This is a genomic window from Streptomyces sp. NBRC 110611, assembly GCF_001590865.1.
Lineage (GTDB): Bacteria > Actinomycetota > Actinomycetes > Streptomycetales > Streptomycetaceae > Streptomyces.
In genome coordinates this window covers 17,069-40,032 of the sequence record NZ_BBUY01000027.1, presented here as the reverse complement: position 1 = coordinate 40,032, position 22,964 = coordinate 17,069, and the positions used below count along the sequence as shown (strand labels likewise).

The 22,964-nt window shown below is 66.5% G+C and carries 24 protein-coding genes and 1 pseudogene; 7 read left to right on the top strand and 18 right to left on the bottom strand.

Features of this window, described 5'->3' with window-relative positions:
* The 15 genes and pseudogenes from AZE13_RS31135 to AZE13_RS31075 form a co-directional block, all read right to left on the bottom strand.
* A pseudogene (locus tag AZE13_RS31135) lies at positions 1–591 on the bottom strand (hypothetical protein); the annotation flags it as partial.
* 40 nt (positions 592–631) lie between these two features.
* The gene (locus AZE13_RS31130) at positions 632–1,027 is read right to left on the bottom strand and encodes a pilus assembly protein TadG-related protein (protein ID WP_066939553.1); all 396 of its coding nucleotides are present in this window, start codon (positions 1,025–1,027) and stop codon (positions 632–634) included.
* A gap of 52 nt (positions 1,028–1,079) precedes the next feature.
* The gene (locus tag AZE13_RS31125; RefSeq protein WP_079124561.1) at positions 1,080–1,460 is read right to left on the bottom strand and encodes a TadE/TadG family type IV pilus assembly protein; all 381 of its coding nucleotides are present in this window, start codon (positions 1,458–1,460) and stop codon (positions 1,080–1,082) included.
* A gap of 53 nt (positions 1,461–1,513) precedes the next feature.
* Complete coding sequence (locus tag AZE13_RS31120; protein ID WP_066939568.1) at positions 1,514–1,918, bottom strand: TadE/TadG family type IV pilus assembly protein; 405 nt, start codon at positions 1,916–1,918, stop codon at positions 1,514–1,516.
* A 12-nt stretch (positions 1,919–1,930) separates the two neighbouring features.
* Positions 1,931–2,131 carry a hypothetical protein gene (locus tag AZE13_RS31115; RefSeq protein ID WP_066939547.1) on the bottom strand — a complete coding sequence of 67 codons (201 nt, stop codon included), beginning with the start codon at positions 2,129–2,131 and terminating at the stop codon, positions 1,931–1,933.
* A gap of 54 nt (positions 2,132–2,185) precedes the next feature.
* Positions 2,186–3,085, bottom strand: a complete 900-nt coding sequence (locus AZE13_RS31110; protein ID WP_066939545.1) for a type II secretion system F family protein — start codon at positions 3,083–3,085, stop codon at positions 2,186–2,188.
* Positions 3,082–3,855, bottom strand: a complete 774-nt coding sequence (locus AZE13_RS31105; protein ID WP_258528105.1) for a type II secretion system F family protein — start codon at positions 3,853–3,855, stop codon at positions 3,082–3,084. The genes AZE13_RS31110 and AZE13_RS31105 overlap by 4 nt, the downstream gene beginning before the upstream one ends.
* Before the next feature lie 146 nt (positions 3,856–4,001).
* Complete coding sequence (locus AZE13_RS31100) at positions 4,002–5,351, bottom strand: CpaF family protein (protein WP_066939542.1); 1,350 nt, start codon at positions 5,349–5,351, stop codon at positions 4,002–4,004.
* Positions 5,348–6,124 carry a hypothetical protein gene (locus AZE13_RS39130; protein ID WP_309302251.1) on the bottom strand — a complete coding sequence of 259 codons (777 nt, stop codon included), beginning with the start codon at positions 6,122–6,124 and terminating at the stop codon, positions 5,348–5,350. Before AZE13_RS39130 ends, AZE13_RS31100 begins: the two co-directional genes overlap by 4 nt.
* A gap of 41 nt (positions 6,125–6,165) precedes the next feature.
* On the bottom strand, positions 6,166–6,789 hold the full coding sequence (locus AZE13_RS31090) for an SAF domain-containing protein (RefSeq protein WP_066939536.1): 624 nt from the start codon (positions 6,787–6,789) through the stop codon (positions 6,166–6,168).
* Between the two features lie 168 nt (positions 6,790–6,957).
* Complete coding sequence (locus tag AZE13_RS31085) at positions 6,958–7,527, bottom strand: hypothetical protein (protein WP_309302250.1); 570 nt, start codon at positions 7,525–7,527, stop codon at positions 6,958–6,960.
* 284 nt (positions 7,528–7,811) lie between these two features.
* Positions 7,812–8,357, bottom strand: a complete 546-nt coding sequence (locus AZE13_RS34750; protein ID WP_258528104.1) for a hypothetical protein — start codon at positions 8,355–8,357, stop codon at positions 7,812–7,814.
* 204 nt (positions 8,358–8,561) lie between these two features.
* Positions 8,562–8,981 (bottom strand): ATP-binding protein, encoded by a 420-nt coding sequence (locus AZE13_RS34745; RefSeq protein ID WP_258528107.1) that lies wholly within the window; start codon positions 8,979–8,981, stop codon positions 8,562–8,564.
* Positions 8,982–9,605: 624 nt separating this feature from the next.
* Positions 9,606–10,514, bottom strand: a complete 909-nt coding sequence (locus tag AZE13_RS31080; RefSeq protein ID WP_066939535.1) for a phosphotransferase family protein — start codon at positions 10,512–10,514, stop codon at positions 9,606–9,608.
* A gap of 33 nt (positions 10,515–10,547) precedes the next feature.
* Positions 10,548–11,930, bottom strand: a complete 1,383-nt coding sequence (locus tag AZE13_RS31075) for a helix-turn-helix domain-containing protein (protein ID WP_066939532.1) — start codon at positions 11,928–11,930, stop codon at positions 10,548–10,550.
* Between the two features lie 1,152 nt (positions 11,931–13,082).
* On the opposite strand from AZE13_RS31075, the gene AZE13_RS31070 reads away from it, so the two are divergent.
* The 6 genes from AZE13_RS31070 (at position 13,083) to AZE13_RS31045 (ending at position 17,467) form a co-directional block, all read left to right on the top strand.
* Positions 13,083–13,469 (top strand): recombinase family protein, encoded by a 387-nt coding sequence (locus AZE13_RS31070; RefSeq protein WP_066939531.1) that lies wholly within the window; start codon positions 13,083–13,085, stop codon positions 13,467–13,469.
* 598 nt (positions 13,470–14,067) lie between these two features.
* On the top strand, positions 14,068–15,084 hold the full coding sequence (locus tag AZE13_RS31065; RefSeq protein ID WP_066939527.1) for a radical SAM protein: 1,017 nt from the start codon (positions 14,068–14,070) through the stop codon (positions 15,082–15,084).
* 62 nt (positions 15,085–15,146) lie between these two features.
* Complete coding sequence (locus AZE13_RS31060; RefSeq protein ID WP_258528103.1) at positions 15,147–15,719, top strand: dTMP kinase; 573 nt, start codon at positions 15,147–15,149, stop codon at positions 15,717–15,719.
* Positions 15,712–16,212, top strand: coding sequence for a hypothetical protein (locus AZE13_RS31055; RefSeq protein WP_066939520.1), 501 nt, complete (start codon positions 15,712–15,714; stop codon positions 16,210–16,212). Before AZE13_RS31060 ends, AZE13_RS31055 begins: the two co-directional genes overlap by 8 nt.
* Positions 16,209–17,003 (top strand): STM4013/SEN3800 family hydrolase, encoded by a 795-nt coding sequence (locus AZE13_RS31050; RefSeq protein ID WP_066939517.1) that lies wholly within the window; start codon positions 16,209–16,211, stop codon positions 17,001–17,003. The genes AZE13_RS31055 and AZE13_RS31050 overlap by 4 nt, the downstream gene beginning before the upstream one ends.
* A 17-nt stretch (positions 17,004–17,020) precedes the next feature.
* Positions 17,021–17,467 (top strand): NUDIX hydrolase, encoded by a 447-nt coding sequence (locus AZE13_RS31045; RefSeq protein WP_066939514.1) that lies wholly within the window; start codon positions 17,021–17,023, stop codon positions 17,465–17,467.
* A 358-nt stretch (positions 17,468–17,825) separates the two neighbouring features.
* Here AZE13_RS31045 and AZE13_RS36520 read toward each other — a convergent pair whose 3' ends face one another.
* Genes AZE13_RS36520 through AZE13_RS36515 form a run of 3 tightly spaced genes read right to left on the bottom strand, consistent with a single transcriptional unit; the run spans position 17,826 to position 21,167 of the window.
* Entirely contained in the window at positions 17,826–18,422 is a 597-nt protein-coding gene (locus AZE13_RS36520) for a hypothetical protein (RefSeq protein WP_147264771.1), read from the bottom strand.
* Positions 18,415–20,646, bottom strand: coding sequence for a DUF6571 family protein (locus AZE13_RS31040; protein WP_066939511.1), 2,232 nt, complete (start codon positions 20,644–20,646; stop codon positions 18,415–18,417). The genes AZE13_RS36520 and AZE13_RS31040 overlap by 8 nt, the downstream gene beginning before the upstream one ends.
* Positions 20,647–20,666: 20 nt before the next feature.
* Positions 20,667–21,167 carry a WXG100 family type VII secretion target gene (locus AZE13_RS36515; protein ID WP_147264770.1) on the bottom strand — a complete coding sequence of 167 codons (501 nt, stop codon included), beginning with the start codon at positions 21,165–21,167 and terminating at the stop codon, positions 20,667–20,669.
* 317 nt (positions 21,168–21,484) lie between these two features.
* Between AZE13_RS36515 and AZE13_RS31030 the strand changes: the two genes are divergently transcribed.
* The gene (locus AZE13_RS31030; RefSeq protein ID WP_066939508.1) at positions 21,485–21,793 is read left to right on the top strand and encodes a hypothetical protein; all 309 of its coding nucleotides are present in this window, start codon (positions 21,485–21,487) and stop codon (positions 21,791–21,793) included.
* Positions 21,794–22,964 lie beyond the last annotated feature (1,171 nt).

Here is a 22,964-nt window from a genome sequence, read left to right as displayed (position 1 = left end):
CATTTCGGCGTCGTGGGGGAGGGTGTTGACCGTGCACAGGAGGCCGGCGCGGGTGAAGGCGAGGACCCCGTCGGGAAGCGTGGCGGCCTGTTCCCCCGGGGAGGGGATGAGAGGGGCTGTCGCGGTGACGTGGAGCCGGGTTTCGCTCGCCGAGGAGGGCTGCTGCGCACTGGCAGCGTGGGGGCGCCAGAGGGTGAGGGCGGCGACGACGAGGGTGCCGATGCACAGCGCGGCCAGAGAGCCCTTCACGGACACGCTGGCGACATGGTCGTGGTGAGCACGGCGATCGTGCAGCAATTGCGGAAGATGGGCCGTGTACCAGCAGATCTCCCTCAATACCGTGAAGGCGAAGGCGGCCCAGCAGACCCAGCCAACCAGCGCCAGCAGATCGACCACCAAGGGATCGCTGACCGGCTCCGCCAGCCGCTGACCCAACTCTGCCCACGACGGGACGTGTTCGGGCCAGGGGATGCCGGTGGCTCGCCACAGTACGTAGGGCATGCCGGCCAGCAGGGCGAGGGTCACGGCGAGGGTGCCGAGCACCGTGACGGCTGCGGTCAGACGCTTGCGTAGGGCAACGTGGTAGGGCATCGCCGGTTTCGCTTTCTGCGGCCGCAAGGGGGAACAGCCGCTACGAGGAGGCGGTGGTGGCACGTTCGGCGTGCGCGGTACCGGTGGCGTGCGTGGTGAGTGTGTGCAGACCGATCAGCTGGAGGATCTGCGTGCGGTAGCGGTGGGTGACCTGGACCGTGACGGCATCACCCTTCACAGACGCGATGCCGCTGTCGCTGGCGGAGGCCACATAGACGCGGGCGACACGGATGGCTTCGTCACGAACGAGACGGACGTCGTCGTGGTGACGCTGATGCCGTAGGTGGGCGACATCGAGCTGCTGGGCACCGGTGCGCGCGGCTTCCTGCGCCAGGTCAAGAGCTCGGGCTTTGCCGGCCAGGGCGAGGCCGCCGTCGGCGACGATCCCGGCGAAGAGCCACAACGCGGCAACAATGCCGATGACGAACGCTGTCACGCCACGTCTCCCCGGCTATCTCCTGCCGCCAGCTGTGCGTGGATGTGTCGTTTCACGGTGTGCCTCGGAAGGAGTCGACGACGGAGAAGGCTGTGCCGGTCAGGGGCACGTGGCCGGGGGCCCAGGTGTGGGTCAGATGCGACAGGTCGGCGATGCAGGAGACCTTCGCCGCCACGTTGGCGCCCGGGTTCAGACCGCTCGTGGAGAGGCTGACGCGCGGATGCCTACAGGTGGCTCCGGCTTCCTGGAGGGCCGTGGCCGCGGCGCGTGCTGCCTGGGCTCGGGCGGCATGTTCGGTGCGGGCCAGCGAGGCAGCGCGGGCAGCCTGGTGAGCGGCGTCCGTCACGACCAGGCGAGCGTCAGCGAGCCTGCCCAACGCTACGACGACCAGCAGCACCACCATCAGCAGCGGAGTGACCAGCACCAGCTCCACCGACGCCGAGCCGCGATCACACTCGCCGCGGCTGGCGCGCACCTGACGCCGGTTCATGGCCGATCTCCGGCGGGGGCGGTGACTTTCTCCGTGGGGCCGGACGCGGTACCGGAGGCGTACAAGGTTAGGCCGGGGACCACAGTCATCACTGTCCCGTCGACGTGCACGGTGGTCTTGGCCGTGCTGCGGTCGACCGTCACTGACGGTTCCGTCAGGATCCGGCTGCCCAGCGCGGCAAGGCTGCGTCGGGCCCGGGCCCGGCCCTCGGCAGCGGTTCCGTCCTCAGCACGGGCGGCGGCTAGGGCCCGCTGGGCGGCGTACTGCGCGATGTGCCGCGCGTGCCAGACCACGGCGAACTGGACCACCAGCAAGGCGATCAGCAACAGCACGGGAACGACCAGCACAAGCTGTGTACTTGCCGACCCGCGGTCGTCACGCAGCCTTCGCAAGAGAGCCATCGAGGTCACGGTCTACCCGAGGTCCAGGCCTTTGGCCTTGCCCAGGACTTTGGCAGCGATGATGCCTACCACCGTCAAGGCCAGGATCGCCAGCAGCGCGGTGATCAGGACGGTCTCGGTGGTGTAGCCGGCGTCCCCGTGATCGCGGGCCTGCTGACGGACTTCGGCCAGATGATCGCGCAGCCGGCGGGTCAGGGTGTCGAGGTGAAACATGGCGAGTCTTTCTTCGTGATCTCGGTGCGTCGGTGGGCGGTGGGAAAGGTGTTCTCAGCTCATGGACAGCACGTGCGCGAAAGCTGGGTAGCCGATCAGCAGCAAGAAGGCGGCGAACAGGCCCATCACAGGAAGCGACATCCGCTCCGTGGCCGCCTGGGCAACCCCGTCGGCCTCGGAGACTCTCCGGCGCCGCATCGCCCGCGCCTTCGCACCAAGCGAGCCGCGGATCTTGGCACCCTCAGCGCCGGCAAGGCTCAGCGTCGAGGCGAGTTCGGTCAGGTCCCCGACGGCCAGATGCCGGCCCAGTTCGTCCAGGTGGGGCCAGGGGCTGGTCCGGGTGAGCTGCGCGACGTGCAGGGCGTGCCGCAATTTGCCCGCCGCCCAGCCCCGCGGCGCATCGATAGCCTGGGCGAGGGCCTGCTGGACTCCCGCGCCGCCCGCAAGCGCGATCACCGTCAGGTCCAAAACGAGACTGAGGGTGTGCCGCATCTCGCGGCGTCGGCGCTGTGCCTGCTGGTGGAGGCTGAGGTCGGGTACGAAGAACAGCACCACGGCCAGGGCGAGCGAGCCGGCCAGCGGCACCCACCACCCCGCCGCGAAATCCGCACCCATACGCAGTACCAGGACCATGGCCCACGGTGCGATGAGCCCGGTCATCGCGCAGACGGCCTTGCCCGCCAAGTGCCGCTCCTCGTCCACGCCGCACACCGCCAGATCCGCGCGCAGCGAGGCGGTGGGAAACCCGAGCGCCCGCACCAGAGGTACGGCGCGCCGCCCGAGCCGGGTCGCCCACTCAGCTTCGCCCACCTCATCTGCTGACGAATGCACTGGCTGCGCTGGGGCGTTGAGGGCGGTGAGGATATCGGACAGCGCGGGCCGGGAGGGGCGCAGACCGTAGACGAGTGCGGTGGCTCCGGCGCCGAAGAGCGCGCCAAGCAGCGTGACGATCACCGTGGGCCTCCCGCTTCGGCAGGTGTCGCATTCTCAAGTGGGGTGGGGGTGATGAGACGGATGGGGTCGTCGATGCGGCCGATGGCAGACAGGTAGGTGAAGCTGGCGGCAAACAAGGCGCCCACCGCCGCCAGGACGGCCTGCCCGGTCCAGGTGTTGAAGGGGTTCAGGTACGGGCGGTTGAAGACCACCAGCCCTACTGACATGCCGAGGGTGACGGTCACTGTGACGCGTACGCCGGTGCGTACGCTGGCGCGTCCGGCATCAATCCGCTGACGCATCGCCACCTGCTCACGCACCGACTCCGCCAGCTCACCCAACAGTGGGGCCAACTGGCCGGCCTGCTGCTCAGCCGCCATCACCAACGCGGCCACCACCACATCGGCCAACGGATCATCCACGTCCCCGGCGAACGTCCGCAGTGCGGCAGGCAGACCACGCCCGGAGCGGATCGATGCAGCCAGGTTCCACATCTCCGGCTCCAGCGCGGCCGGTGCGATGTCCGCCGTTACAAGGACCGCCTGTTCCAGGCCGGCCGCTGCGGAGAGGGTGTCGCGCAGCATCTCCGTCCAGGCCGCCAGCGCCTCCATCCGCTCTGTACGCCGCGCCGCCGCCCGGTCCGGGCCCAGCAGACCAGGAAGCGTGAGAACAGCAACGGTGGTCAGTACCGCCGCCACCGGCCACGCCGTCAACGCCCCCGTGACAACCCCGACCGTCACCGCGATGACCACGCGCCGGGTGGTCCAGCCCGCGGGCAGCCGGGTGATCAAGCCGCGCAGGAAGCCAGGCCGGTCCTCGCGCTCGCTCCGCCGCAGGACACCGTAGCCGATGGCCGCGATTCCCAGGCCACACACTGCTCCGCAGACCACCGCGACCGCTGTCAAGGAACCCGCGCTCGGCGGGCTGAAGACGGACATCATGCCCCTCCCCAGCACGGGAAACCAGTTCCCTGGACATCCAGTCCGGCCGCAACCAGGTCGTTGAGGGTCTCCGTGCGCAGCGGGCTCGCTGGCGCGGCACGTCCGTCCGGGCCGGGACGGTAGATCTCGTTGGACACGACCTGGGCGCCGTCGGCGTCGATAACCTCGCGTACCGAGTCGATCGTCCGGCGCCCGCTGGCGTCCCAGCCCAGGTGCACGACGAAGTGGACCGCGGAGGCGACCATCAGATTCGTCGCCTCCAGCGACAGCCGCTCAGGGGACTGTGCGGCGTAGGAGGCGAGTTTGGTGAAGACCCCGCGTGAGGTGGAGGCATGGATGGTGGACAGCGAGCCGTCGTTGCCCTGCGACATCGCGTTGCACATCGGGATGACCTCGGCACCGCGGATCTCGCCGACGATGACCCGGTCCGGGGACATCCGCAGCCCCCAACGCACCAGCTCCGCCTGGTCGATGCCACCCTTGCCCTCGATGTTCGGCTCCCGCGCCTGCATGGCCACCACATTCGGATGCGCTGCCGCATCCGCATCCAGGCCGAGCTCGAACGTGTCCTCGATCGTCACCAGCCGCTCGGCGGGCGGGATCTCGTGGGCGAAGGCCCGCAGCACGGTGGTCTTGCCGACATTGGTGCCGCCGCCGATGACGATGTTCTTGCGCGCCCGCACCAGCGCTGTCAAAAACGCTGCCAGCTCCTGGTCACACACGCCCAGACGCACCAGCTCGGCCATCGACGCCGCCGGGAAGCGGTGGCGGCGGATCGTCAACGACACCCGCCCCGTGACCGCCATCACCGCAAACAACCTCGACCCGTCCGGAAGCTGCAGGTTCAGGCGAGGCATGCCCCGGTCGAAACGCCGCTCCTCACCACCCGTACGGGCCGCCAGAGCGCGGACCAGCTCCACCAGCTCAGCATCCGAAGCAGCCACCGGATTCTCCCGGCGCCACGCACCGGCCGCGTCCTTGACCCACACCACGTCACAGCCATTGACGCAGATGTTCTCAAGTGCCGCATCCGCCAGCAGCCGCTCCAGACTCCCCGTACCGAACAACGCATCCTCAACCGCCCGCGCCACCCGCTCTTCGACAGCCGCATCGATGACCCGACTGCCTCGCATGAGGGCCAGACGGCGCTGCGCACCCAGCTCCTCGGCCAGCAGTCGACTCACGGTGGCCCGCCGTGCCTCCTCGCCCTCGGGGGGCAATCCCGCAGCCTCCCGCTCGCCCGCATACTCCGCCAGCCGGGCCGCGACCCGTTGACGCACCAGCCTCGCCAACTCCTGTTCGCTCTGAGCAGGTACCACGCCGGGCGGCATCAGCCCCTGGCTCATGATTCGCTCCCATCGTCTGCTGTGGCATGAACCAGCCCCCGCCTGCTCTGCTCGACCGCCTTCGAATCGGCTTCGTCATCGTGGTCCCGCCCGCTGGCCAGCTGCCGGGCCAGCTTCCGTGCGGCAGCCACCAGCGGCGGAATCCGATGCCCTGTTGTTCGCAGCGGCCTGCGCCGGGGGCTGCTCATCATGCCGCCGGTCTTGGTGTCCCAGGGCAGGAAGAGCACCCGTTCGATCCCCAGTGTCTGGGAGATCTCCTCCGCCCGGTACGGACACCGCCCGACCACACCCAACGTCAGCCGACCGGCGAATACGTCGGAGTCGAGCCCGTACGCGGACACGTGCGTCAGCGCCTCTGCCCCGCCCCCCGTCACCAGCACCACCTCGTTGGCCGCCCGCAGCAGTGGGCTGACGTCCTCGACCAGGCGCCCGGCGTCCAGCAGCACCGTGCCCTGGTTGTCCTCCTCGCCCAGCAGGACACGCCGCCCACCCTCGGTCGCCAGTAGCCGCACCGCCTCCGTACACGGACGACGCCCCGGTACCGCAACCACCGCCCGTACTCCGAAGGGAAGCTCCGCCACCGCCCCCAGCAAGGAGCCGGGATACGGCTTTCCGGCCGCGGCCGCCACATCGAGCAACGACGGCGCCGGCGGCAGCCCGAAACGCATCATGAGGTCCCCACCGGAGCAGTCCGCCTCCACCACCACCGGCCGCACTCCGCCATCCGCCTGAGGCGGCCAGGCAGCAGCCAGCGCCAGCGCCGTCGTCGTCACTCCCGGCGCACCCGAGACTGACCCGACCACCACCAGCCGCCTCACGGCGACTCACGCTCCTCGGTAGGCAGCACCACCACGCGCGGGTGGTCCAGCTGCGCTGCCCGACGGGCAGCCGCGGTTTCCACCAGCATGGTGACCACCCGCGGCCCGCCCACCGACTCCGGCGCCCGCACCGCCATCACGGTCCCCACCACCGAAGAGTCCTCCGCTTCCTCCCCGGCAGCGCCCTCCACCGGACCGGCGTCGGTGCCGGCTGGACCGGAAAGGACTGCAACATGTTCCCCTTGGGCCAGATCCGGTGGTGCACCGCCCTGCTCCACCGCGAACGCCACCTGGGAAAGCCCCTTCGGCGGGAATCCGGCACTCGTCCCCACCTGCCCTGGTGCCAGCAGTGCCCCGGCTACCAGCGGTACCCGTGCTCGCCGCCCCAATACCGTGCCGCGGTCCGCCACCGGGACCACCCCTGTCTCCGCAGCCACCTGGACCGTGCGCAGGTCACCCGGCTTCAGCATCTGACCCACCGGTACATCACGGGCCAGCACCAACACCTGGGCCCGCTCACCGAAGACCTGCAACGCCAGCGTGAAGCCGACCGCCGAGACGACCACGGCTCCCGCTCCTGCCCACACCCAGCCCAGCCGACGCCGCCGACCACCCGTCATCGCCGGCCTCTTCCCAGGACCCGGCCGCCGCGCCCCCGGCACACCGGAACCGGCATCCTGCTGGGCCGAAGAAGGCAAGGAGGTACCCACACTTCACCTCACAGAAAAGGAAAATCCGACTTCCACCGCCCGGCTTGCCGACAGCGAGCCGGGCATCACATTCGTTCGTCAGCGCGTGACGACGGCCTGCACCTCATCCACCACCAGCTGCCGCTCGGCGGTCATCACCAGCCCCGGCACCAGACCAGCCCGCCCACCTCCGTGCCACTCGACGTCCCAGGGCACCCGCACCGACAGCGGAAACGCTCCCTTGGGCTCACCCAGCGATGCCCGTCGATAGGTGTAACCACAGTCCGGCGACGACGCCTTGGGACCGTAGCGGTCCGAGTACGGCGTCCCCGGCCCACGACACACCACGGTGCCGCCATCGCCCATCGACCACACCGCTTTCCGCGGCCGCGCCGTCGCCGTCACCTCCACTCCCTCTACCGAGGCCGACACCGACACCGGTTTCCACGACTCACGCTCCATCCACATCCATGTCGGCACACCAACCACCTGCGCAAGGTCCTCATGCGGACTCGTACGAATCACCGGCTTCGGCAGCTTCAACTGCTCCACTGCCCGCCGCACCACAACGCGCAACGGCACACTCTGCCCAGCGCCCGTCTTGGGTTTGTGCCGCTCCTTGCCGTCGGAGAGCGGAAACATCCCCTTGCCCCCACTGAACAGCCCCATCGGGACCACGTCGCGATCCCAATCATCGGGAGCAACAGTCGAAGAACTCCTCGTTCCGCCACGGCCCGGATTCGCATGTGCTCCTTGCCCTCTGGGACCGTTCCTCCTCAGCCCGTACGACCGCTTCACTACGCTGCCAGCGGCCACCTCGCAGGCACCGGGGGCACAGCTGACCCCACCGAATTGCGAACCGTTCCCATCTGCACGGACGGGGGTGGCAGGCGCTACAGAAATGAGTACCAACGCAGCCGCGACCACGCTGCCGACCGTCCCGCAGGAACAGGTCAGCATGACCCAACTTCATGCATATAGAGGTCCGAAACCTTCCATACACCATTGGTGCGCCACACGGTTGCATCAACCCTGAAATGGCCTCCAGGGACGTCATTCTTGAGCTCGCCATTCAGTTTGTACTGCAGCCAGTTCCTGTCGTCGACGCAATCTCGAAGGGTGACTTTCAGATCGTTGGCAGATACCACTTTCGGGTCCAACTTCGGCGCGCCCTTGCTGACCACATTCTCCCTCTTCGACTTCCCGAGCCCGTACTTCATCAATTCGAGCGCTCCACCTGTCGCGTGGTCGTCGAGCTGTGGGGACGACACGTTGGAGGTCTCGGATGCGACCGTGAGATCGCGCCACATGGCGCGGTAGACCGCCAGAGCTTCTGTCGAATTCTTCTTCGGTTTGGGAGGTGTCGACGCCTTCGTTGCCTCTGGGGGCAACGGCCTGGGATCGGACAAGCCCTCCGCGCATCCACTCAACAGTGCTGCAGCAGCGGTCACACAGACCCAGGCGCCAGACCGCCACTCTTGCCGACGAGTCGCCGTCATCCCCCACCTTCCGTCACTCACTGACCCCAAATAACCACGCTCTGTGATCGATTGCAAATGGGGGTTACCCGGTGTCGCGTCATCCAACCGGAAGGGCAGAGGGAAATTGCAGCCTAGCTCTCGCCAGCCTGCCCCTTATGCCACGCTGAATCATGCGAGCAATGCCGGGTTATCGTCCTAAAGATCGATAACCCGGCATTGCTGTTACCTATCGGCGGCCCACCCTTCTGGGATCATCACCCAGGCAACCTTGGTCCGCTTACCTCTCTCTGTAGAGAAACCCCAGGCCCCCGAGGTGAGTTGGTGGACGATCTGAAGGCCCCGGCCTCGCTCGGACAGAACCTCCAACAACGCATCGAGACCACCTCCACGCTTGTCCGGAGCGGGCTCGAACAAGCCGACTGACAAGAGTGAGGGAATCGCAGGGATGCAGGGGTCTCCGTCCATCACTTCGCAGATCAGTCCGGCCGCTGCCCAGCGCAAGCGCACTTCGTATGGCCCCGGAGCGTGTTCAAGGGCGTTGGCAACGAGTTCGGACACAGCCAGTACTGCGTCGTCGGGTGCATCGCCGGTGTAGCCGAGTTGATCCAAGGCGCACCTCAAGGCGGCACGGGCGTGGGCCACCGCATCGGGCGTAGCGCTGGTCCAGCGCCACAGCACTCGAGGTTCTTCGCCCGTCGCGCGGGTCGGCGGCGGCGTCACCGTCGCCCCCCTCGCATCGCGTGCCGCCCTCGCTTGATGCGGCGGTGGCGCCCGCGGCCGGGTCGTACCCACAAGCTCGCTTCGACGAGAGCTGCCCTGGGTCCCACGTGACCGGACAACGTCACGAGGAGTGCGGCGGTGAACAAGACAGGGGTCACTTCGGAGTCCTCCGTGGTGGTCGCGGTTGGGACGCGACCACCGAACCGCAGCGCTCACAATGAGCGGAACCCGCTGATCAAGAGGACTTTGACCTGCTCACGAGCGGCGGATTCCCACCACTTCAGGACCTCCCGTCAGAGACGGACTGCAGCCCCGGAAGGCTCGCGTGCGCTGACCCGATACGAGGCCACTGCTGAGCCAGCGGGGACGTCGGGTAGCAGACCCCGGGAATGATCTCGGGCAGCTGCTCTGCGCGTGCCGTGGAGGCCGCGGCCGGCCATCTGGGCTCCTGTCCGCACGTGCTCGTAGGGCCCCTCAGCCTTCACGTCCCATGCGATCTTTCACCGGCCGACGGGAATCTTGCCTGAGCCAGCGCCTTCGATGAGTTCACAGGATGTTCCATGCGAGGGAAGTGTCCTCCCGGCGAAGTCCTTCAATCCGCTGCTCTATCTCGGCTCTGCTGGCTGGTGCGTGATGGATCTTCCGGGCGTTCGTCGTGATCATGCGCAGCTCGCGCAGGCCAGCGAGCACCGGATAGCCCGGCCAGCGGGTTACGTCGAATCCGTAGGCCGTGGCGAAGTCTGCATAGTGGCGGTGGCCGTACCCGAAGCGCCTGCAATGGATTTCGAGGGTCGTCAGATCCCACTCGGGTTGGCCGACGGCCACAGTGTCCCAATCGCACAGAACGGGCTCACCCGCACCATCGAACAGGGCGTTCCGGTGTTGCGGGTCGCCCTGGACTACGGCTCGGGGCAGGACGTATTCGACGGCAGTGAGGGCTTCTTCCAAGTGGTCCGCTCGCTCTGAAAGAAACTGTTTCGTTGTCTCAGGCAGAGCAGTGATTTTGCGGATCGAGGCTCGAATGGCTCCGAGATTGTCCAGGTGGGGAAGGGCGAACGGGGGGACTGGGAGCGAGTGGAGTGAGAGGAGCGGCTTGGCGATCTGAGCGGCCGAGATGGAGTGTTCGGGTTGAGGAAGGTACGTCCAGTACGTCACGGTGTGTCCGGAGATGTCTACGGGCTGATGAGCAACCGGGTGCAGCGGGACAGTAGGGAAGCCGCGGTCCATCAGCCATCTGACGAAGCTGACGGTGCGCTGTACGTCCTCGAATTTCGAGCCCCGACGGGCGATCTTGACCACGACGGGGGCGGTGGTCAGGCGCACGACAGCGTTGGTGTGGCCGCGCAGGAGGCGAGCACCCGTTGAGTCCAGACCTACCGTGGCGCAGGCCTGGTCAAGGACATGGTGCAATTCGGCGTCGTCAAACCCGCCGTGCAGTGCAGGGAGTGCGGTCATGGCGTCAAGGCTGACGGACGACCGGCCGGACTGTCACATGGAGAGTGCGGGCAGCTCCAGTAGTTCGCGCAGGTCCTTCGCAGCCGGTGTCGTCTTGTTCGCGCCCGGCAGCTCGTCGATGACGCGGCGCGCTCTTGCCCCGAGGATCGGCGTGCGGTGCGGCTTGGGGACACGCAAGTACGTTGCCGTGGCGAGCTGACACGCTTCGGACGCGCTGCGGTCACGCGCGAGGCACAGCGCGGCCTCCAGCTTGAGCAGCGCGGGGTCAATCCCTGTGCCTGTGGGGTAGAGGGCCAGCGCCTCCTCCTGAACGCGCCGTGCCTGGGAAGTCCGGCCCATGGCTGTGAACGCTCCACTGAGGTAGAGCAGGAAGCGACGTTGCGGGAAAGCGAAGGCGTCCTCCGCCCGGCAGTCCGGAAGCTGGTCAAAGATTCCCCGTGCGTCTTGGATGCGCGCATCGGCGGCAGCAGCGTTCCCTTGCTGTGCCAGAGCACGTGCCTCTGCAACGGCAGCGAATGCAGCGGTCGGCGAGGGCCTGCACCGCGTCATTATGCGGGCCTCTCGGGCAAGCGAAATGGCGGCTTCCAGCGGACCGTAGTAGTACGGCAGCATGGCTGCCTGTGCACGTACCCGCGCCCGGAGCTCAAGATTGCCGCTCTCGTCGGACGCGTGTCGCGCCGTGCTGTACCACGAGCGCGAGCGCGGAAGGTCCCCCAGTTTCATCAGCGCATCGGCGATCAGGGTCGCCAGTACAGCCGTCATCTCTGCGAGCCGCACCTGCACCGAAGCCGGCTGACGCTCCTTCGCCAGGCCCTCCACCTCCTGGAGATCGAACAGCAACTGCCTGAGCATGGGCGCGGGGGGCGTGGACACGTACTCCTGCCGAAGGAGCAGGAGACGCTCCTCGAGGAGGTCCAGCTGCCCCGCACTCACGCTCCCGGCTGCCAGCGTCCGGTCAACGGAACGACGTACGGCATCGATGTGATCAGCGACATCACCAGCCTCTGGAAAGCCATCTAGCACCGCCGCTGCGCGATCCTCTTCTGCTGACGACACTGCCCGCAGTGGGCCGCCGGCCGCCCCGAGGCCCAGTTCGTACGGCGTGCACTCGTAGTACTCACACAGTACGTCGATCATCGCGGCCCGAGGAGACCGTTCGCCGGTCTCCCACAGCCTCAGCTGGTCCCCGTCCGCCTTCAACCCGCTCGCGTCGTTGCGCTGGCCAAGGCGCCGTAATCCACTCCCTGCTTGATCCAGCGTCAGGCCACGGGCGAGCCGGTGAGCGCGCAGCTGGGTGACACCGCAACACTGATGGATGGCGATGACGATCTGCGGCAGCGGCCAATCCAGGGCACGGCCGCGCTCTCGAAGACGCCGAGCGCAGGAGGGCTTGTGAACATCTGGTCCGTCGGCCATCGCATGACCTCCCAAGGTCGATGGTTCCACGGTACTGAGCGGGCTCGTGAGCGGACTCGGTATTCCGACGCCTTCCGTCGGATTCTGAGACCGAAGCGTCAACTGCGCCTCCTTGAAAGTCGTTTCTGACGCATGCGTCGGTTGAGAGAACCTTTCGGACTCGCGAGCCTTGCGTCCTGCAGCTGACGGGCAGCCACCTTCGATGTCTGACCCGCTGAGCACCCCGGGACCGTTGCCTCATCGCCCCATTCATGCTGGGCGCTCTGCGGCACGCCCCGGATCTGCACCCGCCCAATCCGCAGGAGGAGAGGCCGTGGCCGCCACGCCGTACCGCCCGAGCAAAGACGACGAGGCGTACGACACCAAGTCCCGTCGTGCGGTCAAAGTGAGAACCGATCCGGGGACATACGGCACAGATCATGTCTGGGTGAAGCCCGTCAACGGTGGACGGGGATGGCTGGCTGCTTGCAAGGACCTACACCCGAGTGCGGAATTGCGGGAGTGACCGCCATCGGTCTGTTCGTCACCACGGTCATCGTCCGGCTCGTACTTCGGCACCTCTCACTCAAGCCCGGATCCGGACGCCAAGCGCAGCCCTCCAAGCTCGTGCCATCCGCAATCCGGAGCGGCTACACGCGACGGTCAACACAACCGGAACCTCAGCGGGCTGGCCTCGTCACCCCGTAGAGACCGCCGGCAAGTAAGCCACCACCGAGACCACAGTGCAGCGACCGCGTACGGGCGTGCCTGTGAGGTCCCGTGGCGGAGGGGCACAGCACAGCCTGCTAGCCGTCCGCCCGGAGCGTCCCGCTCCTGAGCCGCTGACGCAACATCACCAACTCCGAGGAAGGTAAGTATGCGTGTGGATATCGCAGGTGCCGATCCTGCACGAATGGGATGTGCACAGAGAGCCGTGATCGCCCGACTGGCGGCGTTCCTGCTTCCGGGAGTCGGCCTCATCCATCGCCGCTGCCCGTTCCTGGTCGGCCGCAGCGCCGGCAATGGCAGTCGCTACGGCGCTCAGGAGCCTACCGCAGCGGTCATCTGTCCCGATGGGTGGTGGCGACCGTGACGGTGAAGCCAGCGCCGGAAGGTGCACCAGCTCGCTTGCGACTGCCAGTACCTGCTTCTGCACACCGCGGAGGCCCGGCGATGACAGCTACGAAGCCCCCACTGGCCTTCGTCTACGACCGATGCGCCAGCCGCTCCCGCCGTCAGCTTCGTATGCGGCTGGCTGGCTGCCAGCACTACGCCGACCGCATGGGTTGGGCCGTTGCCGGACACTGGTGCGACTTCGGTGATCACGCGCTGAGCACGCACCGGCCGCAGCTGGCCGCGCTGCTGACCGCCATGCGGGCCGCAGCGGACCACCACGAGGTTCTGTGCCTGGTCCACACCTTAGACAGGCTCGCCACCGACGGCACGCACCGTCAGTTGCTCCAGCAGCGCGTCAGCGAAGTCGGCAGCCGGACGATCACCACGTTCGATGAACCCCACTGGCCCACCCATGACCCGGTTCTGCTCCGGAGGACACCATGACACCCCAGCACCGACGGATCGTCACCTATCTGACATGCCTGGCCGCACTCGCCCTCGTCCTCACCATCGGCGTCATCGGTAGTGGTCACGGCTAGCCCAAGCCAACATCCACAGGTCGGCGATGAAGTCCAGTACACCCCTGACCGCCAGGCGATCGTCACCGACATCAGGAACGTGCGGGCAGTGGGGCGTCGGGTGTGGCCACCTGAGGACCCGGACGCACTGAGAGTGGTGCGGACGCGGTCGCAGCGGATCGCGGACGGCGCCCCATGACGAACAGCGCACACGCCCGACAACTGCCCGGTCGCCGATCCGGTTCCCCCTCTACCTCGCGCTGTTCACCCTCGCAGTCCTTGGCCAGACACCGCCTGTCGCGATCGACGGTGCCGTAGCAGACGCCTCACCACCTGGCCCCAGCCTTTCCCAAGCGACAGAACGGCCAGCGAGGCCGTCAGTGCAGCGCACACGGCCCGCGACCCTGCGGCAACCGGGTGCACCTTCCATAGACAGCTTCGGGCGGGGACGCCTTGCCTCGCCTCGCAGATCCCCGCCCGGAGCAACCCACCGAACCAGAAGCACACGACGTAAGGAGTAGCTAATGTCCGTTCCGCTCTCGAAAGCCGATGTGGACTGGACTGCGCTGCGGAACTTCGCAGCGCTGCGCGGGCAGCTCAGGGTCTCTCTGACGCCGTCCTGCAATGTGAGGTGTTGGTTCTGCCACAACGAAGGCGACGTTCCACCGCCGTTCACCCACCTGCACCGCGAGGCCAAACCGCGCGCCCGCGAACTGGTCGCCGACGACTACGTGAACGTGTTGCGTGAGCTGATCGGCGCGGGTTTGAGGCGGGTGTACTTTACCGGCGGTGAGCCGCTGGCGTCGAAGCTCGCCCGTCCGGTTCTCACCCAGCTCCCTGTTGAGGGCCCGGATGTGTCCTACGCGCTGATCACGAACGGGCTTCTGGTGCGAACGCACCAGGACTGGCTGGCCACGACCGGCCTGGACAAGGTGAAGGTCTCCCTGCACTACTTCTCCGACGACTCCTTCAGGGCCATCGCCCAGACCCGCTCCAGCGTCACAACCGTCCTGGACGGCATCGAGGCCGCGCGGGAGATGTTCGAGCGGGTCGAGCTGAACACGCTCATCCAGCGCGAGAACGCCCACGAGCTGCCCGACATCCTCACCTTCGCGCTCGACCGCAGGATGCCGGTGCAGTTCATCGAGCTGGTCGACACCGACTTCAACGCCGACCGGAAGACCTCCGCGGTCGGCGCCCAGGGAATCATCGACTACCTGCGCACTCTCACGCGTGAGGAGGAGGTGGAGGTCTCCGGCGTCGGCCAGGGCCGCAGGATCTTCCGCGTCGACGGCATCGAGATCGACGTCATCCACCGCGAACTCGGCCGCCACCACGTCGGCCAGTGCGGCACCTGCCCCGTGCGCGCCAGGTGCGTCGAGGGTTTCTGGGCTCTGCGCATGGATCACGCCGGCGGGATCCAGCCCTGCCTGCTCCGGGAGGACCTTCGCATGGACATCCGCCCCATGCTCGCCCATCCGGAGACGATCCCCGCAGCCGTGGCACAGCACGTCGCAGCCTTCACCGAGGGAACCCTGTGAACCCCCTCCGCACCCCTTACGCACCCGCGGCACGGGAAATCCGTGGCGAGCCGTTCGTAGTCTTGGAAGGCGTCTCCGGAGTCGGAAAGTCCACGCTCACCCGCCTCCTGGCCAAGCGACTCGGCGCCACGGCCATCCACACCCTGCCCCAGCCCCACACCAGCCTGTCTCCTGCCATCAACGCGCAGCTTCGGCCACTGCCGCAGTTCGCCTTCTACCTCTCCGGACTCCTGCACGCCTCCGACCTCGTACGCGAGGCACTCGGCAGCGGGCCGGTGGTGGCAGACCGGTACGCCTCCTCGGTCCTGGCCTGCCACGCCGCCGTGAACGGAGTCGGCCTGGATCAGGTGAAAAGGCTGTTCGCGCCCTTCAAGCCGTACCTACTGGTACCGGACGCCACGTTCTACCTCACCAGCTCCGACCGTTCCCTGAAACAACGGATGGGGACGAAGACGGACGTGAAGCAGGACGACACCGACCTGCTCACCGTCCCCGGCCGCCTGGCCAGGCTGCGGACGAACTTCCAAGCCGTCGCCGAAGAAGACCCGAGCGCGATCCCCCTCCCCACCGACCAACGCAGCCCGGACGACCTGGCCGACCTCATCGTCACGCACCTGGAGGCACAGCGTGCTTAAACCGATCGACACCGATACCGTCATCCGCGACGAGCGCATCACTGGCGTATTCCCGGGCGAGATCCACGCGGGCGTGGCCTGGTGGGCCGGCGCATGCATCGTCGTGGTCACCCGCGCCCGTCAGATCGCAGTGGCCAGCGACGGACACCCCACCACCGCTGAGTTCCACCGACGGTTGTGCCGCGGAGCCATCAACGCCCAGCATTTCCGCTGCCAGGTCGCCGACCTCGGGGAAGCCAACGAAGCCCAGCTCCTGCGCGCGATGGAGGCCCTCGGAAACGTCCCCGGCGCCCTGCTCTCCACCACCATGGAGGGTGACCGGCGGACCGTCACCATCCGTCTCTACAACGCAGGTGGTCAGCCGTTCACCGAGGACACGGGCCTGGCGCAGGTGCGGGAGATGATCGCCGCCGACCGGGTACCGATCCCCGTCAATGACCAGGCCAGGGGTCACATCACGGCGCGACGAGACCTCGTTACGGAGACGGCGTGATCGACGCGTCAGAGGTGGTCCACAGTGGCACCAGCATCCTGTTCGTCACTCTCGACTCGCTGCGCTACGACGTTGCACGCGCGGCCCTGCATGCGGGGCAGACCCCGCATCTGGCCAAGCTCCTCCCGGGCGGCCGGTGGGAGGAACGCCGCACCCCTGGCACATTCACGCTGCCTGCGCACATCGCGTTCTTCTCCGGCTTCCTGCCCAAGCTCCCGCAGCCCGTGCAACCGCCGCGCCTGTGGGAGTGCCGACCGCCCGCGTTCAAGACCGTCAGTGCGAGCACGTTCGTCTTCAACGCGTCGAACCTTCTCACCGGGCTCGCCCAGCACGGCTACCGCACCGTGTGCATCGGCGGCGTGACGTACTTCTCGCGGGAAACCCCGCTCGGGTCGGTGCTGCCGGACATGTTCCACGAGGACCACTGGCGACCGGAGTTCTGCTCGCCAGAGCCCGACTCCACCCGCCACCAGGTCGACTACGCCCTCACCATCGCCGAGCACTACGCCAGCCGGCCGCTGTTCCTGTTCGTCAACGTCTCGGCCACCCACGTCCCCCACGGCCACTACATCGGCGACATCAGCGACTCTTGGCGCTCCCAGGCCGCCGCTCTCGCCTACGCCGACGCACACCTCGGCCACCTCATCGACGGACTCACCAGCAGCAAGAGATGGCTGATCATCATGTGCGCCGACCACGGCGACGCCTTCGGTGAGGACGGCTACCACGGCCGTGGCATCGCCCACCCCACCGTGCTGAACGTGCCATTCGCGGTGTGGCTGGCCGGATAGGGATACGCTCCCGGGCCATGACCGACACATTCGACCGGGGGCCGGCGTCGTGTGATGCCTCCGTCATCGTGGCCCGCGACGTCGACGGCATGGTCGCCGTCCTGACCGCCGAATTCCCCCAGCACGGTGGTGACCACCTGTTTCTTCCCGGAGGACGCCGGGAGACCGGCGAAACGCCGGAACAATGCGCACGACGCGAACTGCGCGAAGAAGCCGGCGTCAGCGCAACGACCTGGCGCCCCCTCGGCTCCTACGCCATCACCCTCCACTCACCCGCCCGTATCCACCTCTACCTCGCCGAAGGCCTCACCCGCGGCCCACAACAGCTGACACCGAGCGAAAAAGACTTCAAGCTCATGTGGTGGCCCATGCCCGACGCCATCCAAGCAGCCACCGAGGGCCGCTTCCTGCTCCAGAGCGGCCCGCTCGCACTGCTGCTCGCACAACAGGTCGCCTCACCCTGACAGGGACCGAGCGAACCCGCTCGCCTATCCGTAGGACAAGGCCGCCGTGGTCGGCCGCTATCGCCTCGTATTCGGTGTCGGCCGTCCGTCTGCGTGTGGCGCCGATGATCGAGAGTGGACTCCGCGGTCGAACGGCTCGTCCACTACGGAATCCGTCGCCTGCATCACCATGGCGCCATCGAGAACGACACCTGGCTCCACACCTGAGCAGCCGTCGTCTACCTCCGCCGGTGCATCACTCTTGCACTCACCCTCACCAGCGGCAGCACCCTGGACACTCACTCGGCCCACCGCATAAGCCAAGGGGCCGCCCCGGCCTACGACCGGACAGCCCCCAAGCCAAGACTCTGTCGGCCTTCTAGCAACCTCTTGAACGAGCTGCCTTGGGAAGGAGGGTGGTCATGAGCTTCTGCAGATGGGGTCGCACCGATTCCGCACTGGTGAAATGGTTGACGGAGATCTTCAGGGTGAAAGTCCGGGCTGGCTCCCCGTGGGTGTCGGACGGGGTTCCAGAACAGTTGGTGGTGCCATAGGCATTGCCGTCGAAGCCTGCGATACGCCCGTCGGATTGAGACCACATCTTGGAGTTCACAGCACGGGCTATTGGCTTTGCGAGTTGTTCGGCGGTCACATTCTCCGAGTTCCGCTTGCTGTCCACCAGGAGAGCGGTGTTGCCATCCACGTAGTACTGACAGATGGATTTGGCCTTCTTACCGTCGGAGAGGACATCTCCGTCGAACTGGACCCGGTCGCCTGGGGGGAAGAGGGGGCGAAGTAGGTCCTGGTCCACGGTGATGCCGCAAACCTCCTCTGGTATTGCGTAGTTGACCTGCGGACCTCCGCAACCAGAAGCGAGCAGGATGAGCGAGAGAGCAGCGGCGGCCGATGCCGTGGCTCTGCGCCAAGTCGTCGCATGCGGTACGCGGTCGCTGGGACCGTCGAAGTGGTCAGCCATGCCTCGCGTCCTCCCATTGGGCTCCGGCAGTGTGCCCGTTGGTGGCGCTGCCGGCTGCGCTGTTTTTCAAGTCGTTCAGGGTCGATGCGCTGAAGTGACCGTGCCGCGCGGCACGGTCGACGGCGGCTCGTGCGGAGTCCTGTGCCGCTGTTATTCCTCCGCTGTATGCCTTCCCCGCGTCGTACTGTGCGTCCGTGGTGGTGTCCTGTTTGATGTTGTCCACGACCTGCTGCTGAATTTCTCCCACACCCCAGCCCACCACATTTCCGATGACATTGCCTGGGAGCGATCCGGTGCCAATCAAGAGGCCCTTGCTCACGGCCCTGTTCACCGCATCCACCCGGTCGTTGAAGTCCTTGTCATCAGCGGTGTGGGTGTCGTGGACGGCTTCCGCGCGTGCCTGGCTCATGATGCCCGCGATGGTCGCACCGGGGTGGACGGCGTTGGCAACCCGGCCTTCCATGGTCACGGTGGAGTCGGTGTGAGCATTCATGGCCCGATCGACCTGGATGGTGGTATATGCCTGCTGAGAGGCGCTGATGGAGGCGTATCCCTCTGGGTCCTGGCCCACTTGGCCTAGGAACGTACGCGAGGCGTCGGCGTCCAGGTCAGCACGCGCTCCGAACGAGGGGAGGTCGCCCTGCGCGGACAGAGTCCGCTGGAAGTCGCCCATGTACTCCGCGGTGATATGGCCGAGACTGCCCCGTATGGCCTTGTACGGTGCTTTGTCGTGGCCGTTCAGGAGTCCAGGCCCGTCCTTCTCGCCGAACCTGTCGACCACCTGCTCCACGAGCTTGGCCTGCTCGGGCGAGTGTTTCACGGGCGGGGCGTCGGCGTCGTCGTAAGGATGGCCGGTGGTGGCAGCCTCAAGGGCGTGGCCCAGGGATTCGGGGAAGCTGTCGGGTGAACTGTCCCGGTTGGTGTTCATTCCCGGAATCTCGCTGGGATCCTTATGGGTGAGGAAGTCGAGGTATCCGCTGCTGTTGCCGATCTTGCCCAGTGGCCCCTTGAGTGTGCCGTCGTCGTTGTACTCATGCATAGGGCCGGTGAAGAAGTCCGTAGCCGCTTCGGGGCTGTGGCCCAAGGCTTCCATGACACCAATCAGCGGGTCGTTGTCGCCGCCCCTGCGGTGGCTGGGGTCGAAGTCTGGCCTGTCGATGGCGAGCGAGGCGTACCGGAACATATCCGGGTGCTTCTGATTGAGCTGGGTCACGTGCTCGGCGATTGGCGTCAGGAAGCGCGAATCGTAGTTGCCGTACCGCAGGAGACCGCCGATGAGCTGGTAACCGTAAACTCCTTCCTTGCCCGGCTGGAACATGTTGAGGGTGACGTTGCGGTCAAGGTGGATGCGCTCGGCGCCCACCTTCCGCAATTCAGCCGACCAGCGGTCTGACAGATGCGGTTTGTTGTCCGGATCAGTCGCCGTCGCCAGATTCTCACCCATGTTCCGTTGGAGGTCCTGAATGAGCTCCTTCCGCGTAGCGTCTGCATCTGTATCCAGGCTCACGTCGCCGTACAGCTTCAGTGCTTGCTTGGGGCCGAGTTTGTTGTAGAAGGCTGCGGAGAAGGCCGGGTCGTTGCGGTGGTGGCTGAGGATTCTGTCGAGCTCCGTCAGTTCCGCGTTCGACATCTTCGAGCCCTTCTTCATGAGCTCAGCAGCGTAGTCGGCGTCGGCCGATGCCAAGGATGTGGCGACATTGGAGTTGAAATCGCTCTTGTTGTTGCCCACGTCGCGTCGCAGCGCCCGTGTTGCACTGGCGTCGATCTCGTCGGCTTCGTTGAGGACGGCGACGATCAGGGCTGCGAACAGCTGCACCTTCAGCTGTCGGTTCTCGAAGAGCTCCGGATCACTGTCGTCCGTGTCCGTGACCTCGCCCGTGCCGCTGACGTGCAGTTTCTGTTTCTTCGCTTCTTCATTGGCCAGCTTGTGCAGTTTCTCCTGGCACTTCTTCAAGCCTGCGTGCGCTTCTGCCAGCGCTGTACGGATCGCTCTGGCTTCGGTACTTGCGTCGGATATTTCCTGGGCCGTCGCCTTGACCATGTCCCCGGCAGACGCGGCGGCCCCGTCAGAGCTCTGCCATCCGGCTTGCCGGAACGGCTGCTCGACGCGGTCTGACATCTCATGGGTAAGCGACGTGAATCGCCGAGCCATCTCCCCCCACGCCTCGGCCGCCTCGGCCAGTTTGGCGTGATCCAGGTTGTAAAGCTGCTCGTAAGTAGGCACTGCTGGACCTCCGTGTCGGCTTACCCGAAGGGGTTGGATTCGGCGGAACGCAGTGAAGCCATCGCCTGCGCATTGGCCGTCTCAGCCTGCGTGTAGTTGTCCGCAGTGGCGGCGCATCTGTCCTGGAGCGAACGGCATCTGTTGACCAAGGCAACGGTCTGGCTGTGCCACGACTCGAGCACGTGGTCCATCGCAGCCCCTAGCGAGCCGCTCCACGAGTCCCCCTTCAGTAATCGGGCGGCAGTCCGTGTGGGATCCTCCGCCCGCGACCCGGTGGTTTTGACCTCACCGGCAAGTTCACTGGCACCCCGCGCTGCTCGCTTCAGCGATGCCGGTTCCTCAATGCGTGTCGTCCCTGTGCTGCTTCCGGGCGACGTCCCAGCCCCGCCGGATGCGCCGCTCCCGCCGGCGGAGTTGAGCTGCATAGCGACGCTCTGTTCTTTGGCAGCGTCAGTCAGCGTGCCATCGACCTTATAGCGGAAAGGGTTGAGCTGGCGGTCCCAGTCCTGGTCGTAGCTCATGCACGTCCCCCCATGGTGGTGCCGTCGAACGCAAACCCGACCAGGTTATGGCGCTGTACCGGTCAGAACAAAATGGGCCGAGTGGTTTGTTTCGGCCTGGACCGAGCTGCCCAGGTGACGGCGGGGGTATCGGTGGATGCCGGCCACTCTCGTCGTTTCTCGCGTCTCCCGTCAGCCATATCAGCGTCGTGTTCAGGACAGATCTGCCACGCCTTGCCTGCCACCGGCAAGCCGGTTGACCTGGACTTCTGATGGAGGGTTACATAGTCCACCGTGGTGTCAGGCGCACACGAGTGCGACATGGGGGAGAGGTGCAGATGACTGAGGAATATCGAGTCGATCTGAGTGCACTGCAACAGGTCATCACGCGGCTCAACGCGCTCGTGGACACCATGGACGGAGTCGGAGCAACCGCGGAGTACAAGACGGAGCTGCCGGAGGGCTACCTCGGGCAGAACTTCGCCGAAGAGGCCGGGCTGCGGAACGCGCACGGCAAGATGAAGCAGCAGATCGCCAGCATGGTCACCGAACTGAAGCAGATGATCGCCGAGGCCGGCAAGAACACGAAGACCGTGCATGATGACTACGACAGCCGTGAGCAAGAGGTCCGCGAATCCATGCGCTGAGGTGAACCGCAGCCGACACGTGCAAGCGGGTCGGCGCAACGGGGAGGATTGAGATGGGTAGCGGGGGCGGACACACCACCGACTTCTCAAGCCGTACGCTTGAGACGCTGAAGGCCATGGTGCGCGACGCGCAACCAGACAGGGTCGAGGAAATCGCCGACCACTGGATGCACGTACATGACCAGCTCGCCGGTGATGCGCCGGATGGCAGCGTGCGCGATCTGCTAGACAAGGCTGTTGCCGATGTCCTGGAGTACTGGCACGGAAGTGCGGCGTCAGCATTCGCCGCACGAGCGAAGACGCTGAGCACGAGCCTTAGAAACGGCTCTCTGTACGCGAAGAACACGTCACACACGCTGAAGGCTGCAGCGATCGACCTGAGAGAAGTCAAGCGAGCTGTTACCGCACTTCAGGACACCGAGAGCGAGCGAAAGTCCGGCAACATCGTCGGGGCGACGATCTCTTTCGTGAAGGACGGTGTCGACAAGGCGGAGGACTGGTTCAGCGGCCGTGACGACACCGGGCTGAAGCGTGACATCGCCAAGGGCATGGGCGCTGATGAGGCACGTGCGCGAAATGCTGACACGCTTTCCCGCGGGCGGGAGATTGCCTTGCAGGCAGCGGCACACATGGAGAGACTCGGGGCCTCGTACAACGCGAAGATGAATCAGTTGACGAGCGGGCCCGTTCTCGAAAAGGGAACGCCCGTCCGTGAACCAGAAACGATTGTGCCAGCTCCAATCATTTCAGCTGGTGCCACTCCGACTGTGGTCAGTCCGCGCACAACCAACCCGACCATTTCAGGAGGTCGCAGGTCCTCTGGAGGAACTGCAGCTTCGGGCGGCTTGAATTCACCGCACACCACGAAGGCGGGTGGCGCTGGTGAACGGGCCTCTTCTCCCCTCGGTGAGCCACATCAACCGATGCCGCAAACGCCGCGTCCTGGTACTGGGTTGGATGGTGTTCGTGGTGGCGTACCCAATCCCACCACCCCTCCAGTCACGAGCCCCAGTGGACCGGTAGTCGGAGGGACTCCCGGCAACTCCGGCTTGGGTCCCGGCGGGCCAGCTATCCCCCCTGGCGGTCCCACGGTGGGCGGGCGTGGTCCTCTGGTCGGTCGCACCCCACGCCCTGGTCATCCAGGCGTTCCGAGCACGCCTCCGAGTGGACG

Excerpts from the sequence above, each read along its gene's own strand:
- AZE13_RS31120 (WP_066939568.1), bottom strand. The coding sequence starts at position 1,918 with ATGGCTCTCTTGCGAAGGCTGCGTGACGACCGCGGGTCGGCAAGTACA.
- AZE13_RS31115 (WP_066939547.1), bottom strand. The coding sequence starts at position 2,131 with ATGTTTCACCTCGACACCCTGACCCGCCGGCTGCGCGATCATCTGGCC.
- AZE13_RS31100 (WP_066939542.1), bottom strand. The coding sequence starts at position 5,351 with ATGAGCCAGGGGCTGATGCCGCCCGGCGTGGTACCTGCTCAGAGCGAA.
- AZE13_RS31090 (WP_066939536.1), bottom strand. The coding sequence starts at position 6,789 with ATGACGGGTGGTCGGCGGCGTCGGCTGGGCTGGGTGTGGGCAGGAGCG.
- AZE13_RS31085 (WP_309302250.1), bottom strand. The coding sequence starts at position 7,527 with ATGGGGCTGTTCAGTGGGGGCAAGGGGATGTTTCCGCTCTCCGACGGC.
- AZE13_RS34750 (WP_258528104.1), bottom strand. The coding sequence starts at position 8,357 with ATGACGGCGACTCGTCGGCAAGAGTGGCGGTCTGGCGCCTGGGTCTGT.
- AZE13_RS31080 (WP_066939535.1), bottom strand. The coding sequence starts at position 10,514 with ATGACCGCACTCCCTGCACTGCACGGCGGGTTTGACGACGCCGAATTG.
- AZE13_RS31075 (WP_066939532.1), bottom strand. The coding sequence starts at position 11,930 with ATGGCCGACGGACCAGATGTTCACAAGCCCTCCTGCGCTCGGCGTCTT.
- AZE13_RS31070 (WP_066939531.1), top strand. The coding sequence starts at position 13,083 with ATGACAGCTACGAAGCCCCCACTGGCCTTCGTCTACGACCGATGCGCC.
- AZE13_RS31065 (WP_066939527.1), top strand. The coding sequence starts at position 14,068 with ATGTCCGTTCCGCTCTCGAAAGCCGATGTGGACTGGACTGCGCTGCGG.
- AZE13_RS31045 (WP_066939514.1), top strand. The coding sequence starts at position 17,021 with ATGACCGACACATTCGACCGGGGGCCGGCGTCGTGTGATGCCTCCGTC.
- AZE13_RS36520 (WP_147264771.1), bottom strand. The coding sequence starts at position 18,422 with ATGGCTGACCACTTCGACGGTCCCAGCGACCGCGTACCGCATGCGACG.
- AZE13_RS36515 (WP_147264770.1), bottom strand. The coding sequence starts at position 21,167 with ATGAGCTACGACCAGGACTGGGACCGCCAGCTCAACCCTTTCCGCTAT.
- AZE13_RS31030 (WP_066939508.1), top strand. The coding sequence starts at position 21,485 with ATGACTGAGGAATATCGAGTCGATCTGAGTGCACTGCAACAGGTCATC.